Origin of the sequence: Nostoc sp. JL34, assembly GCF_017114945.1 — a bacterium.
GTDB lineage: Bacteria > Cyanobacteriota > Cyanobacteriia > Cyanobacteriales > Nostocaceae > Nostoc.
In genome coordinates this window covers 46,170-60,319 of record NZ_JABXKQ010000039.1, presented here as the reverse complement: position 1 = coordinate 60,319, position 14,150 = coordinate 46,170, and the positions used below count along the sequence as shown (strand labels likewise).

The following is a 14,150-nucleotide window of genomic DNA, read 5'->3' as shown; positions in this document are numbered from 1 at the left end:
ATAGTCAATAGTCCAAATATTTACCCTTGACTGGAGGCAGAGCATCTCCTGCTTGACCCTTGACTTATGACTTATGACTAATAATATCTATATTTTAATAATTGCTGCACTTTTAGATTATTTAATTGGCGATCCTTGGGATTGGCCTCATCCAGTGCAAGTTATGGGATGGGTAATTTCTCGTCTGACCAAATTTTCTCTCCAATTGTGTCAAAATTCTCTAACACAACGCCTAGCTGGAATTGTACTAGGCATTATCCTAATAATTGGTAGTGGGTTTATTGGCTTTTTGATTATTCAAAGTGCCAGATGGGTTCATCCGTTGTTGGGTATTGCAATAGATAGTATTCTTTTGGCTAGTTGTTTTGCTGGCAGAAGTTTACGAGCAGCAGCGGAGGCTGTTTTACAACCTTTAACAGTAGGAGATTTGGACAAGGCTCGGAAGATTTTAAGTAATTATGTTGGTCGAGATACCCAAAACCTCTCACAAGCAGAAGTTTCACGAGCCGTTTTAGAAACCGTTGCAGAAAATGCCACCGATGGAGTAATGGCTCCGCTTTTTTATGCAATTGTTGGTGTCTTTATACCAGTTGTGGGGCCAACTCCTTTGGCTTTAGCATATAAAGCCAGCAGTACCCTTGATTCAATGGTGGGCTACCGAGAAGCACCCTATACTTATTTAGGATGGTTCTGTGCGCGGCTAGAAGATTATTTGACTTGGCTACCTTGTCGCTTAACAGTCGTGACTTTGGCGTTGTTATCGGGTAAACCGATGCATGTTTGGCGAACTTGTCATCGAGATGCAATTCATGATCCTAGTCCCAATTCTGGCTGGAGTGAGTGCGCCTACGCTGCCTTTTTGGGTGTGCAGATGGGTGGTACAAATTGGTATCGCGGGGTAGCGAAGTACAAACCACTGCTAGGAGATCCTATTTATCCCATTAGTACAACTTCTATTCAGAATGCTTTGCAGCTGACTCGATATTGTTGTTTGCTATGGTTAGGAATAGCGATCACTATATTTTTAATACTTCCGAATAAGTAATGATAAATATAGGGCATTGGGCATTGAGCATTGGGCATTGAAAAGAGGCAGAGGGGCGGGGTGCAGGGGGCGGAGGGGAAAACTCTTCTCCCTTGCTCCCTGCTCCCTGCTCCCTTGCTTCTTCCCTAGTCCCCAGTCTCCATCCCAGTCCCTAATTCTTTAGGGGTATCAGTCTATAGCTATGTCTGCCAAAGTCGTTGAAATTCTCTCATCCGAAGAAATCCGTCGTACCTTGACTCGCCTTGCCTCTCAAATTGTGGAAAGGACGCGTGATTTGTCTCAACTGGTTCTTCTAGGTATTTATACTAGGGGTGCGTTATTAGCCGAATTGTTGGCACGTCAGATTGAGACGCTGGAAGGTGTAGCTGTGTCAGTCGGTGCTTTGGACATTACATTTTATCGAGATGACCTCGACAAAATTGGATTGCGGACTCCAACAAAAAGCGAAATTCCCTTTGACCTTACAGGAAAAACCGTTGTACTCGTAGATGATGTGATTTTCAAAGGACGGACAATTCGCGCTGCCTTGAACGCAGTCAATGATTACGGTAGACCAGAGGTGATTCGTTTAGCTGTATTAGTAGATAGAGGTCATCGAGAATTACCAATTCACCCAGATTTTATTGGCAAAAAATTGCCTACTGCGAAAGAAGAAATTATCAAAGTTTACTTACAAAATTCCGATGGACGAGATGCAGTGGAATTGATTAGTCATTAGTCATTAGTCATTAGTCATTGGGCATTGGGCATTGGGCATTGAAAAGAGGCAGAGGGGCGGGGTGCAGGGGGCGGAGGGGAAAACTCTTCTCCCTTGCTCCCTGCTCCCTGCTCCCTTGCTTCTTCCCTAGTCCCCAGTCCCCAGTCCCCAGTCCCCAGATACCTTACCGCAAAATTGGGCTGCCGTGATGATGAACTAAATACCACTTACCACCAAGGAAATGAAATACATTTGTAGCTGTTGATTGTGCCTCCAGCCTTCTTCCACCTACTACTTGGAACACATTTTCTCTCAGGACAATATAGGCGATATTATCAGTTATATCTGTAGCAATTATATCTGTGTTTATTTCAATATAAGCGGTGTTTTTAAATATTTGCTCCCAAGATGTGCGAATTTCCTTCCAACCACGCAGTATATTACTTCCAGGATGAATACAAAAACTACCAGTTCCTTGTGACCATACGGCACTCATTGTCTCAATATCTTTTCTTTCAAAAGCTCGATAAAAAGCTGCATTAGCCGCTAATACTTCATCCTTCGTCATGGGGAATTAAATATTAAAAGTTAGGCGTTATGAGTTATGAGTTACTAAATTATAACTCTCAAGTTTGACAAATTAGTAATTCCCAGTCCCCATTACCCCTTATCCCCAGAGGGGGCCCCACCTTCCCCAATCCCTAACTCTTCTTAACTGTGCTAATGGCTTGCAATAATTGGCTAGCTGTATAAGGCTTAGATAAAAAGGCTTTGATACCCATGTTATAAGCTGTAGTAACTTTATCAGCTGAACTCAGTCCACTGACAGCAATAATTTTGACATCTGGGTTAATTTTTCGCAGGGTACGGATAGTAGTTATCCCATCCATAGACGGCATGACCATATCAGTTAATACAAGAGAGATTTCATCTCGATGTTCTGCATATAAGGCTATTGCTTCAATGCCATCACTAGCTGTGATTGCTTTGTAGTTATGGCATTCTAGAGATGTTTTTGTCACATCTCGAATTGCGGCTTCGTCATCTACAACTAAAATTAATTCTCCTTGACCTGAAGGTAATCCCTGTTCTTGTTCTTCTATAGTTTCTTTCGCATCTTGTGCTGGCAAATACACCTTAAATTGGCTGCCTTTTCCTTGTTCGCTGTATACGTCGATAAAACCGCCGTGGCTTTTAATAATGCCAAGTACTGTAGAAAGACCAAGACCAGTACCTTTACCAAGTTCTTTGGTAGTAAAAAATGGCTCAAATATCCGATCTAAAATTTCTGTTGGAATACCAATTCCCCCATCACTAATAGTAATAACAATGTGATGACCAACTTTAGCATCTATATGCATCTTGGCGTAATTTTCATCAATTAAGAGATTTTCCGCCAATATTTTCAAAGTTCCACCATTTGGCATAGCATCACGAGCATTGACACACAAATTCATCAGTACTTGATGCAGTTGGGTCGCATCGCCGCATACAGTCCAAAGATTTTGGGGAATTTGAGTAGAAACCTCAATAGATTTGGGAAAAGTTTCTTTGATAATTTGCTGAATTTCTATTATTAAATGCTTTAATTGTAAAATTGTGCGATCGCCTTCAAGCCCGCGAGTAAAAGATAATACTTGTTTGACTAAATTTGCCCCACGTTTAGCGTTTGTAATTAATATTGGTAACAGTCGCCGAGAACGCTCATCATGAACTTGTGCTTCTAACAGTTGGGCTGTCATCAGAATCGGGGCAAGAACATTATTCAGGTCGTGGGCGATACCACTCGCTAAAGTGCCAATACTTTCCAATCGCTGGGCGCGGAGAAATTGCGCTTCTAATTGTTTTTTTTGTGTAATATCCGTGTTAACAACGAGGAAAGATTGTGCTTTATTACCAAATTCATGCACTAATGTCCAACGGCTTTCAACAATAATTTCTTTACCTGATTTTGTTTTTTGCTGTAACTCGCCCTCCCAAGAGCCATTTTTCATCAGAATACTGAGTGCTTCTTGAACTTGAGACAGATGTTTTTCATGCCAAAGAACTCGTGTCTTCTTATTAAGAGCTTCTTCTTTTTTCCAACCGTACAGACTTTGGGCAGCTTTGTTCCAAAATAAAATTTTATCGTCTAAATCACGGACAAAAATTGCATCGGTGGCAACATCTAGTAAGGCAGCTTGTTCGCGGATTTTCTGTTCTGTTTGTTTCCGCTCAATGGCATAGCGGATAGAACGCTCTAACAAAGGCGCAGTCAACTTACTTTTTTCGAGATAATCTGCGGCTCCAGCTTTCATCGCTTCGATATCTATTTCCCAGTCGCCTTGACCAGTCAGCAAAATTATCGGAGAACAACAGCCGTTGGCAATTGCTTCGCGCAAAAGTTCCAGTCCATTGTGTGGCCCCAAACGGTAGTCTACAAGATAAATGTCATGTTGGTAGCGAGCGATCGCATTCCTTGCTGCTTCATAATTGTTTACCCATTCCAGCTCACAGTTTGCTACCTGAAATTCATTAAACCAATAACGAGTCAAAATATAGTCGTCTTCGTCATCATCAATGAACAGAACTTTGATAGGGCTTTTGTCCATGTTTTTCTCCCACTGCTTCTAGTGGCAGTTTCACAATTTCAAACCAGTATTTAACTAAAGTTTTCATAACCTCAACCAATGAGGCAAAAGCCACTGGCTTAATGATGAAAGAATTCGCGCCCAAATTGTAAGTATTATATATATCTTCTTCTGCTCGTGATGTTGACAGTACTACAACTGGAATTTGCCGCAGTTGTGGGTCAGCTTTTATCTCTTTGAGTGCCTCAAGACCATCAATTTTCGGCATGTTCAAATCTAATAAAATCAAACCCGGATGCGGCGTCTTGCTGTTGTTAGCATATCGACCACGGTGGTACAGATAATCCATTAATTCTTCACCATTACTCACAATGTATAGTTCAATTGGCAATTGACTTTCTGCCAAGGCCTCACGAACTAAGATGCCGTCGTCTTCATCATCATCAGCCATTAAGATTGTGAGGTTTTTTTCTCGGCCCTTCACTATGCATCGTCTCCTTTGCATTGGTTTATTAGTATGAATCAAGTTGTTAACTTGGAACAGATGGCAACTGTTACGTTGACAAAAAGAATCAAATATGCAATCTATGTGTTTAGATATGAAAGTTTTATTTTTTCAATACTAAGAAGCGATATTTAACGACAAACCGCTGTGGTAGTCGCCAATAGTCTGAAATAATCGAATCCTATTAAGAATTAACATGATGGTTGATTTGTACAATGCATTAGTCCTACAAATTACAGAGTGCAGTTGTACAATTAAGCTAATTTTGGGATCTAGTATTAATCCCTCTCCAGGAAGAAAAATCAAGAATCAGAATTAATTGACAATGTGATCGTAAATTTTGCTCCTTCCCCAGGTTTGCTTTGGGCTGTGATATTTCCATGATGACGCTCGATAATTTTCCGGCAGATTGCTAAACCTATGCCAGTGCCTTCGTATTCAATGCTACTATGCAAACGTTGAAAAACATTAAAAATGCGCTCCAGATACTTTTCTTCAAAACCAATACCATTATCTTCTACGATGATTTGACAAACTTCAGAATTAGCAGATAGGTTATCTGCTTGATTGTCTAAAATATTACCATATATTTTGATCGCAGGTGGTGTCTGGGGGCGGTGAAATTTGAGGGCATTACCGATCAGGTTTTGCAGCAATTGGCGCATCTGTAGAGGATCAGCTTTAATGGTGGGTAATTGTGTTATTTCTACACTTGCGCCTGTTTGCTGGATATATACTTCTAAATCAGACAATACCTCTTGGGCAATCTTTGACAGATTTACTGATACAAAAGGCTGTGCCCTGGTAGTAACTCGTGAAAGTGTCAATAAGTCTTCAATCAATGTCTGCATTCTGTTGGCGGCATTCTGCATCCGTTCTAGGTAGTCACGTCCCTGTTCGGTTAACGTGTCGCCACAGGTGGTTTTGAGCCGATCGCCAAAAGTTGTAATCTTACGCAGTGGCTCTTGCAAATCGTGGGAGGCGACAAATGCAAATTGTTGCAGTTCTTTATTGGAACGAGCGAGTTCTTGCCGTTGCCGAGTTTCTTGTTCTAGAATCAGGCTTTGAGCTGAGGCAATGCCTATTTGATCTGCCAGTTGTTGTAAAAATTCAATTTCCCAGTGAGTCCACTGGCGGGGATGGGCGCACTGATGGGCAATTAGTAGCCCCCACAGTTGATTTTTGAGGAAAATCGGGACTATAAGGTTGGCGATGACGGCGTATTGTTGCAGCAATTCAATGTGGCAAGGTTGGATATCAGCTTCTTTGATGTCGCTAATAGAACTAATTCGCCCTTGGCGGTACTTTTGGATGTAATCGTCGCGAAAGCAAGGGTCGATAATTTGTTGACCCATAACAACAGGTAAACCAGGAACTACTGCTTCTTGAACTGCGATGAAAGAGCCGTTTGGCTGTAGCTGCAAGATTAGTACACGGTCGGCAAGCAGTAGCTTTTGTACCTCTGTGACGCTGGTTTGAAGAATTTCATCGATTTGTAAAGACTGACGAATTTTCAGAGTGATATTAGCGAACATTTGCGATCGCATATTTTGGCGTTCTAATTCTGCTTGTACCCGATTGCGATCGCGCTGTGCGGCTTGCCGTTCGCTAATATCCATCATCGCCCCGATCATCCGCACTGGCTTGCCTGTTTGGTCATGGACGACATAACCGCGATCAAAAACGTAAGCATAGGAACCGTTACCGCGGCGAAAGCGGTATTCATTTAACCAGAGTTTTTCACCGCTATCTATAAGTGCCATCGTTTCCGAGGCGATTTTCTGTCTGTCGTCTGGATGGATATGTTCATACCACCAATTAACATTGAATGTTATTTGCTCTATCGAGTAACCAAAGAGTGTTTGTAAAGCTTGATTCCACCACACCTCATCAGTCAGCAAATCCCAGTCCCATAAAAGATCATTGCTAGCACGGGCAACTAATTGAAAACGTTCTTCGCTCTGACGCAATTGTTCTTCTGCCTGTTTGCGTTCAGTGATATCTGTATAGCAACTTGTCATCCGCACTACATTACCATCTTCATCCCATACTGCCTGACCGCGATCCAAAACCCATTTGTAGGTGTGATCTTTACACCGGACTCGATGTTCGCTGATAAAAAACGGGGTAATTTTAGCAAAGTAATCAGCGATCGCTTCTCTGACAAATCCAATATCATCTGGATGCACTCGTGTTGCCCATTCGTCGAAATGATTGGAAATCTCATGTTCTTCGTAACCAAGCATTTCCTTCCAGCGAGTGGAGAAAAATACTTGATTATTTTCAACGTTCCAGTCCCAAATCCCATCATTATTACCCTGGACGGCTAACTGGCAGCGTTCTTCGCTTTGTTTGAGTGCGTCTTGCATCCGTTGGCGCTCAATGGCTGTAGCGAGAACGTTGGCAACAGCTTGCAGAAAAGAAATATCATCTCTGGTGAAGGTGTGGTGTCTGGTTGTGTGTGCCCCGAAGACACCAAAAGGACGCTCTTTGCCATGAATCACCACGCTAATACCGCTCACTACTTGATGGTCATGTAGCAGTGGTGGGCCATTAAATCGTGTTTCGGCACGGAGGTCATCAACAATCACTGGTTCTTTGGAAAGCAGGGTATAGCCAGCTTGAGAATTCATTCCCGCACTAACTGTTGCCTTTCCCACAAGTCCAGGTTGCCAACCTACTCCGGCGCGTAGCAGCAATCTTTGATCGTCTGGCAGTAGTTCCAAAATTTTGCAAGACTGAACTTTGAGACATTGGGCGACGATTGTCACACATGAGTTCATCAGTGTAGTCAAGTCTGTACTAGCTAAGGCCATTTGACTTAGTTCTGCCACCATCGCTTGCTGGTGAGCATGAACTTCTAGCGCCTCCTCCGCTTGCTTGCGCTTGGTGATGTCCATGTATACCCCAGACATTTGCACAGCCACCCCAGACGCATCCCCAAAGACAACTCCTTTACCTGCTAAAAAGCGAATTCTCCCATCGGGTAAAACAACGCGAAATTCGATGTCATATTTGACTCGCTCCTGAATAGCTTGCTGATGCGATCGCCTGACATAATCGCGATCGTGGGGATGAATGCAGCAGATAAAAGCTTCATACGTGTAGTTGAAAGTCCCTTTTTCTAAGCCAAAAAGTGCTTCCAGATTCTCTGACCAAGTAATTTTGTTCGTTAGCAAATCCCAGTTCCAGATGCCCATGCGAGCAGCGTCTAATGCCAGGCACAATTGTGCTTCCCGCAATTGTGCCTGGGCAGTTTGCTGTCGTAATTCCTGCACAGCCCGATGAGCTTCCAGAAGACGGTGCAATCTTTGACGTAATATTGGCCATTGAATTGGCTTGGTAATAAAATCAGCTGCACCCACAGCAAAAGCTTTCTCTACGGTAGCCTGATCAGAAAAAGCGCTAATTATTAACACTGGTGTATCTTTGCCATCGGGGAGTGCTTGCAGTTGAGCGCAGCAACTAAACCCATCCATCCCCGACATCAGGGCATCTAACAGTACTATATCTGGGTGGAGGCGAGTGTAGGTAGCGATCGCCTCTAAACCGTTACTCGCTTCTACCACTTGATACCCTGCTTCTGTCAATAGCTCACTCAGATGCATTCGCATGAAATCGTCGTTGTCTACAACCAGAATCAGGTTATTCATTAGAGTTTATGCTGGGAGCGATCGCCCTTCTTAATTTGGTCAAACTCAGTGCTTTTAATTCAGCACTCCTCATTTTCCTAATTATTTTAACCCCCTAGTCCCCAATGCCCCATGCCATTCCCTGTGAGCAGATTGCGGTTTTTGGCTAACCCACAACCCAATGTCATGAAAAACTTACATTATCCCCATCGCTCAACATGTAGCTAGCTGCTAATGTTATGAAAACGTGACATTGAGATCCCAGAAGGGCTGATAAATTCGTGAAACAGGCAAAAAACCTATTGAAAACACTTGATCCCTAGATATGCTTAGTGGTTAATATTAACTTAACAAAAAGAACTCCTTCGATCCCAAAGAAATGCTAATTTTGGCATAACTAGGAATTGCAAGGAAATGACCTCAATTTAAAAACAGACTAAAAAACTGGGCAAAAACCAGGAGTCAGGAATAAGAAATTCATCTGGAATGGATGACATTTTAAATAGCATTCTTTAACCAGGGGAAATCATTTACCGCTTAAACTACTGGAGGCCAAATTAATGGCAAAAGAACGCCCGCCACTAGAGGAGATGACCTTACGCCAACTACGCAAAGTTGCTAGCGAATATAGCATCTCTCGCTATAGCCGAATGCGTAAATCACAACTGCTGGCATCAATACAAGAAGTTCAGCGGAGCAAAAACTTACTCAGTCCATCTCGTTCATTGGAGGCACAAGAAACCGTGGAAGCTGCAAAGTTTGAATTAGGTCAGGAAGATCGAACAGGCGGATCTTTGGCTGATGTTGATGAAGGACTGGCAGATTTGCCATCTGGCTATGGTGACAGCCGGATTGTACTCTTACCACGCGATCCTCAGTGGGCTTACACTTACTGGGACGTTCCCAATGAACACAAAGAGGAACTGCGCCGCCAAGGGGGACAACAACTGGCACTACGGATTTATGATGTCACCGACATCGATATTGAATACCAAAGCCCCCACAGCATTCAAGAATATCCTGCTGATGAACTAGCTAGAGAATGGTATATACCAGTTCCAGTTAGCGATCGCGATTATGTGATCGATATCGGCTATCGGGCTGCTGATGGCCGCTGGTTGGTACTAGCTCGTTCTACTAGAGTACACATCCCTCCCGTCTATCCTTCTGACTGGATAGAAGATGTCTTCATCACTGTTGAATTTGAAGAAGATTTGCGTGGCAAAACTCAGTACGAACTAGTTCCCCCCGCCAAGAAGATTGCAGCTACCGCCAATGGTAATGCTGTTGTAAATGGTAACGGCAACAGCAACCCCATTTACGACGAAATATTTGGTTTAGCAGAATCTGCCGAAGCACTACGGGTTGCTGGTTCTATCTTCGGTTCCCAGCAGCAAGTACCAGGTGCAGCGCAAGCTATTAGCTCTTACATTTTCCCCTCTGGTGTGGGTCTGTGGGCACTTCCCACCGTGTCTGGCTTAACCGCTTCCGGTGCTGGAATGTCAGGTGTTGGCTTCTCGGCTTCCGCCGTCCCAGTGCGTCCGCGCCAGTTCTGGTTAATTGCTGATGCTGAGTTGATCGTCTATGGTGCAACCGAACCCGATGCTACCGTAACCATTGGCGGCCGGCCAATTCAGCTAAATCCAGATGGGACATTCCGCTTCCAGATGTCCTTCCAGGATGGTTTAATTGATTATCCGATTTTGGCTGTAGCCGCTGATGGTGAGCAAACTCGGTCAATTCAGATGAAATTTAATCGTGAGACACCATCTCGGAATACTAACACCAAAGAAGAAGCTGTTTTAGAATGGTTCCCTTAAGTTTTGGCTCTGAGATTAACTCGATACTAAAATTTTAAATTATTCCCCGCTATAGTAATTCTGTAGCGGTTTTTTTTGCATTATTTATGTATACACAAAAATTATTTTTCTTATTTAGCTTGATAGTTGCGGCAAGTTTATTATCAGGTTGTCAAGAGATTGAAGCAAATTCAGTCCCAAAAGCATCTAAAACTTGTCCTGGCAAAGATGCCAAGTTCAGTATTGATTTTTTTAAAACCAATAATCAAGGTAAAAAAAATCAAAGAGGTATTAACAATGTGATTATTTTTAATCCCAAGTCAGCAGAATTAGATTTCAAAGTTAATGTTGGTTTATCTCATCAACTCTATGCCAAAGATGCCAGGGGGAAACTGCGTAAAGAATATGTCGCAAAACGGTTTCATGAACTCATTGCCGATGAGAATGCCAAATTAAACGGACAGCTACCCATTGCCGCAATTAATGCCGACTATATAGGTACTGATGATCAACCACAAGGCTTAAATGTTTCTCGTGGCATAGAGTATTCAGGAGCATTTAAAAATAAACGTTCTTCCTTTGGGATATCAGGAGGTACACCCAACCAGCGACAGGCTACTATCCAAGCTGGTAGAAGAAAAAGCGATATTCTCAATTACAATTTAGTGGGTGGTAATGGCAGATTCTACCGTCAGGGTAAGTTTAAAGATATTTGTCAAGATTTGGGAGAATTTGCCTGTAAAAATGCTAAGAATCGCTCTCTGGCAGCGATCACGAATCAAGGGTATGTCATCCTCCTAGTTAATGACTTGAAAGCTAATTCAGATATAGAATTATCTCAAGTTAATCAAGAGTTACTGCCAGATATGTTTGATAATGTCTTAGAAGGCATTGCTAGCAATAACTGTTTAGGTAAGATTCAAGAAGGGATTTTATTTGATGGAGGCATGTCTCCAGGATTGTATTATAACCAGAAAACTTATGTAGAAAACCTTGGGCCGATTGGTTCAGTTTTTTTGATTTACAGAAAATAAACAAAATCGCCAATGGAAAATGGTAACTACGGGAAAATACCACTTTTACAAGACGTGAACACCGATCTAGGCGATGGCTCTCCTGTTCTTACAATATCTATGTGAGAACAGAAATTTTCTTTACTTGGTGTTCTGGTGGTAGCCTCCGAAAAGCTGCTGCGCCTCTACGTTCCTGAAAAAGCCTATGCAACCTACTAATCCTAACCAATTTACAGAAAAAGCCTGGGAAGCGATCGCCCACACCCCCGATATTGTCAAACAATATCAACAACAGCAAATTGAAAGTGAACACCTGATGAAAGCCTTGCTAGAACAAGATGGTCTAGCAACTGGAATTCTCACCAAGGCAGGTGTTAACCTCCAAAAATTGCGCGATCGCACTGAACAATTTTTTCAACGGCAGCCGAAAGTATCTGGTAGCAGCAGTTCTGTCTACTTGGGACGCAGCTTGGATACACTTCTAGATCGGGCAGATGGATATCGCAAAGAGTTTCAAGATGAATATATTTCAATTGAACACTTATTGCTGGCTTACGCTAAAGATGACCGGTTTGGCAAAGGTTTATTCCAAGAATTCGGTTTAGACGAAGGCAAGCTAAAAAATATTATTAAACAAGTTCGTGGGAGCCAAAAAGTGACCGACCAAAATCCAGAAGGCAAATATGAAGCACTGGAAAAATACGGGCGTGACCTCACCGAAGCTGCGCGTAAAGGTCAACTCGATCCAGTAATTGGGCGAGATGATGAGATTCGTCGCACTGTCCAAATTCTTTCTCGCCGCACCAAGAATAATCCTGTGCTAATTGGTGAACCAGGTGTTGGTAAAACTGCGATCGCTGAAGGATTAGCACAGCGGATTATCGCAGGTGATGTACCTCAATCCCTCAAAGACTGCAAGCTAATTGCTTTAGATATGGGTGCTTTGATTGCAGGGGCAAAATTCCGGGGTGAATTTGAAGAACGCCTGAAAGCAGTATTAAAAGAAGTTACTGAATCTGCCGGCAAGATTGTTTTATTTATTGATGAAATTCATACCGTTGTCGGCGCTGGTGCAACCCAAGGCGCAATGGATGCTAGTAACTTGTTAAAACCAATGTTGGCGCGGGGCGAATTGCGTTGTATTGGGGCAACAACCCTGGATGAATACCGCAAACATATCGAAAAAGATGCCGCACTAGAAAGACGTTTCCAACAGGTTTATGTCGATCAGCCCAGTGTAGAAGATAGTATTTCGATTTTGCGCGGGTTGAGAGAACGTTATGAAAACCACCACGGGGTGAAGATTTCTGATAGTGCTTTAGTTGCAGCAGCTGTATTGTCGAGTCGATATATTAGCGATCGCTTCCTCCCTGATAAAGCCATCGACTTAGTAGACGAAGCCGCCGCTAGACTGAAAATGGAGATTACCTCCAAACCAGAAGAACTCGACGAAATTGACCGTAAGATTCTCCAATTGGAAATGGAGAAGCTATCGCTGAAAAAAGAAAGCGATGCAGCTTCTCGCGAACGTCTAGAAAGACTGGAAAAAGAAATTGCCGATCTCAAAGAAGAACAAAAAACCCTGAATACTCAATGGCAGTCGGAAAAAGATATTATTGACAAAATTCAGTCGGTTAAAAAAGAGATTGAACGGGTTAACTTAGAGATTCAGCAAGCAGAACGCGATTACGACCTTAACCGGGCTGCGGAGTTGAAATACGGCAATTTAACCAGTTTGCATCGTCAATTGGAAGCAGTAGAAGCTGAATTGGCAAGCACTCAAAGAAGTGGAAAATCATTATTACGCGAAGAAGTCACAGAAGCTGATATTGCCGAAATTATTTCTAAATGGACAGGAATTCCCATTAGCAAATTGGTGGAATCTGAGAAAGAGAAACTGCTGAACTTAGAAGATGAACTGCACCACCGCGTAATTGGACAAGAAGAAGCAGTGACAGCTGTAGCGGATGCAATTCAGCGATCGCGGGCTGGACTAGCTGATCCTAATCGTCCCATCGCTAGCTTTATTTTTCTTGGGCCTACGGGCGTGGGTAAAACTGAATTGGCGAAAGCATTGGCGGCGTATATGTTCGATAGCGAAGATGCGCTGGTGCGAATCGATATGTCGGAGTATATGGAAAAACACGCCGTCTCTCGCTTAATTGGTGCGCCTCCAGGATACGTGGGTTATGAAGAAGGCGGACAACTTACAGAAGCGATTCGGCGGCGTCCTTACTCAGTGATTCTCTTCGATGAAATCGAGAAAGCACATCCCGATGTATTTAATATTTTCTTGCAAATTCTCGATGATGGTCGCGTCACTGATGCCCAAGGTCATAAGGTGGACTTCAAAAACGCTATTATCATCATGACCAGCAACATCGGTTCGCAGTACATTCTTGATGTCGCCGGGGATAACGCCCACTACGATGAAATGCGCCGTCGAGTCATGGAAGCGATGCGAAATAGCTTCCGTCCAGAGTTCCTCAACCGGATTGACGAAATCATCATCTTCCACGGTTTGGATAAGAAAGAATTGCGGCAAATTGTGCTGTTACAAGTGGAAAGATTGCGGCAAAGACTGGGCGATCGCAAAATATCCCTCAAACTCTCGGATTCTGCACTTGACTTTTTAGCAGAAGTAGGGTATGACCCAGTGTATGGGGCGCGTCCACTGAAGCGGGCGATTCAGCGGGAGTTAGAAACTCAAATTGCTAAATCCATCTTGCGCGGTGAATTCAACGACGGTAACACCATCTTTGTAGATGTGCAGAATGAGCGTCTTTCTTTTAGTCGCTTACCTGTTGAGGTATTTAGTAGCTAATTAGAGCAATTCTTAGTTATTGGCCCATAACCACCCGACACTAACCATTAGCAAGACGCTTTCTC

At 43.0% G+C, this 14,150-nt stretch carries 9 protein-coding genes; 5 read left to right on the top strand and 4 right to left on the bottom strand.

The window, feature by feature from the left end; translation table 11 throughout:
- Nucleotides 1-73: 73 nt before the first annotated feature.
- On the top strand, nt 74-1,045 hold the full coding sequence (cbiB, locus tag HWQ44_RS06855) for an adenosylcobinamide-phosphate synthase CbiB (protein ID WP_292716661.1): 972 nt from the start codon (nt 74-76) through the stop codon (nt 1,043-1,045).
- A 181-nt stretch (nt 1,046-1,226) separates the two neighbouring features.
- On the top strand, nt 1,227-1,763 hold the full coding sequence (pyrR, locus tag HWQ44_RS06850; RefSeq protein WP_292716658.1) for a bifunctional pyr operon transcriptional regulator/uracil phosphoribosyltransferase PyrR: 537 nt from the start codon (nt 1,227-1,229) through the stop codon (nt 1,761-1,763).
- A 163-nt stretch (nt 1,764-1,926) separates the two neighbouring features.
- Here the strand turns inward: pyrR and HWQ44_RS06845 are convergent, their stop codons facing one another.
- The 4 genes from HWQ44_RS06845 to HWQ44_RS06830 all read right to left on the bottom strand — a co-directional run bounded on the left by HWQ44_RS06845 (nt 1,927) and on the right by HWQ44_RS06830 (nt 8,470).
- Complete coding sequence (locus HWQ44_RS06845) at nt 1,927-2,310, bottom strand: nuclear transport factor 2 family protein (protein ID WP_292716655.1); 384 nt, start codon at nt 2,308-2,310, stop codon at nt 1,927-1,929.
- A 133-nt stretch (nt 2,311-2,443) separates the two neighbouring features.
- On the bottom strand, nt 2,444-4,333 hold the full coding sequence (locus HWQ44_RS06840; RefSeq protein ID WP_292716653.1) for a response regulator: 1,890 nt from the start codon (nt 4,331-4,333) through the stop codon (nt 2,444-2,446).
- Nucleotides 4,299-4,796, bottom strand: a complete 498-nt coding sequence (locus HWQ44_RS06835) for a response regulator (RefSeq protein WP_292716650.1) — start codon at nt 4,794-4,796, stop codon at nt 4,299-4,301. The genes HWQ44_RS06840 and HWQ44_RS06835 overlap by 35 nt, the downstream gene beginning before the upstream one ends.
- 323 nt (nt 4,797-5,119) lie before the next feature.
- A complete protein-coding gene (locus HWQ44_RS06830; RefSeq protein WP_292716647.1) occupies nt 5,120-8,470 on the bottom strand; it encodes a PAS domain-containing protein in 3,351 nt (1,116 codons plus the stop codon).
- 539 nt (nt 8,471-9,009) lie between these two features.
- On the opposite strand from HWQ44_RS06830, the gene HWQ44_RS06825 reads away from it, so the two are divergent.
- The 3 genes from HWQ44_RS06825 (at nt 9,010) to clpB (ending at nt 14,085) form a co-directional block, all read left to right on the top strand.
- Complete coding sequence (locus HWQ44_RS06825; protein ID WP_292716644.1) at nt 9,010-10,269, top strand: DUF4912 domain-containing protein; 1,260 nt, start codon at nt 9,010-9,012, stop codon at nt 10,267-10,269.
- 86 nt (nt 10,270-10,355) lie between these two features.
- Complete coding sequence (locus HWQ44_RS06820) at nt 10,356-11,282, top strand: phosphodiester glycosidase family protein (protein WP_292716642.1); 927 nt, start codon at nt 10,356-10,358, stop codon at nt 11,280-11,282.
- A gap of 184 nt (nt 11,283-11,466) precedes the next feature.
- On the top strand, nt 11,467-14,085 hold the full coding sequence (clpB, locus tag HWQ44_RS06815) for an ATP-dependent chaperone ClpB (RefSeq protein ID WP_292716639.1): 2,619 nt from the start codon (nt 11,467-11,469) through the stop codon (nt 14,083-14,085).
- Nucleotides 14,086-14,150 lie beyond the last annotated feature (65 nt).

Bases quoted from the DNA above. Each gene is read 5' to 3' on its own strand.
- clpB (WP_292716639.1), top strand. From the start codon at position 11,467: ATGCAACCTACTAATCCTAACCAATTTACAGAAAAAGCCTGGGAAGCG.
- pyrR (WP_292716658.1), top strand. From the start codon at position 1,227: ATGTCTGCCAAAGTCGTTGAAATTCTCTCATCCGAAGAAATCCGTCGT.
- HWQ44_RS06825 (WP_292716644.1), top strand. From the start codon at position 9,010: ATGGCAAAAGAACGCCCGCCACTAGAGGAGATGACCTTACGCCAACTA.
- cbiB (WP_292716661.1), top strand. From the start codon at position 74: ATGACTAATAATATCTATATTTTAATAATTGCTGCACTTTTAGATTAT.
- HWQ44_RS06840 (WP_292716653.1), bottom strand. From the start codon at position 4,333: ATGGACAAAAGCCCTATCAAAGTTCTGTTCATTGATGATGACGAAGAC.
- HWQ44_RS06820 (WP_292716642.1), top strand. From the start codon at position 10,356: ATGTATACACAAAAATTATTTTTCTTATTTAGCTTGATAGTTGCGGCA.
- HWQ44_RS06845 (WP_292716655.1), bottom strand. From the start codon at position 2,310: ATGACGAAGGATGAAGTATTAGCGGCTAATGCAGCTTTTTATCGAGCT.
- HWQ44_RS06830 (WP_292716647.1), bottom strand. From the start codon at position 8,470: ATGAATAACCTGATTCTGGTTGTAGACAACGACGATTTCATGCGAATG.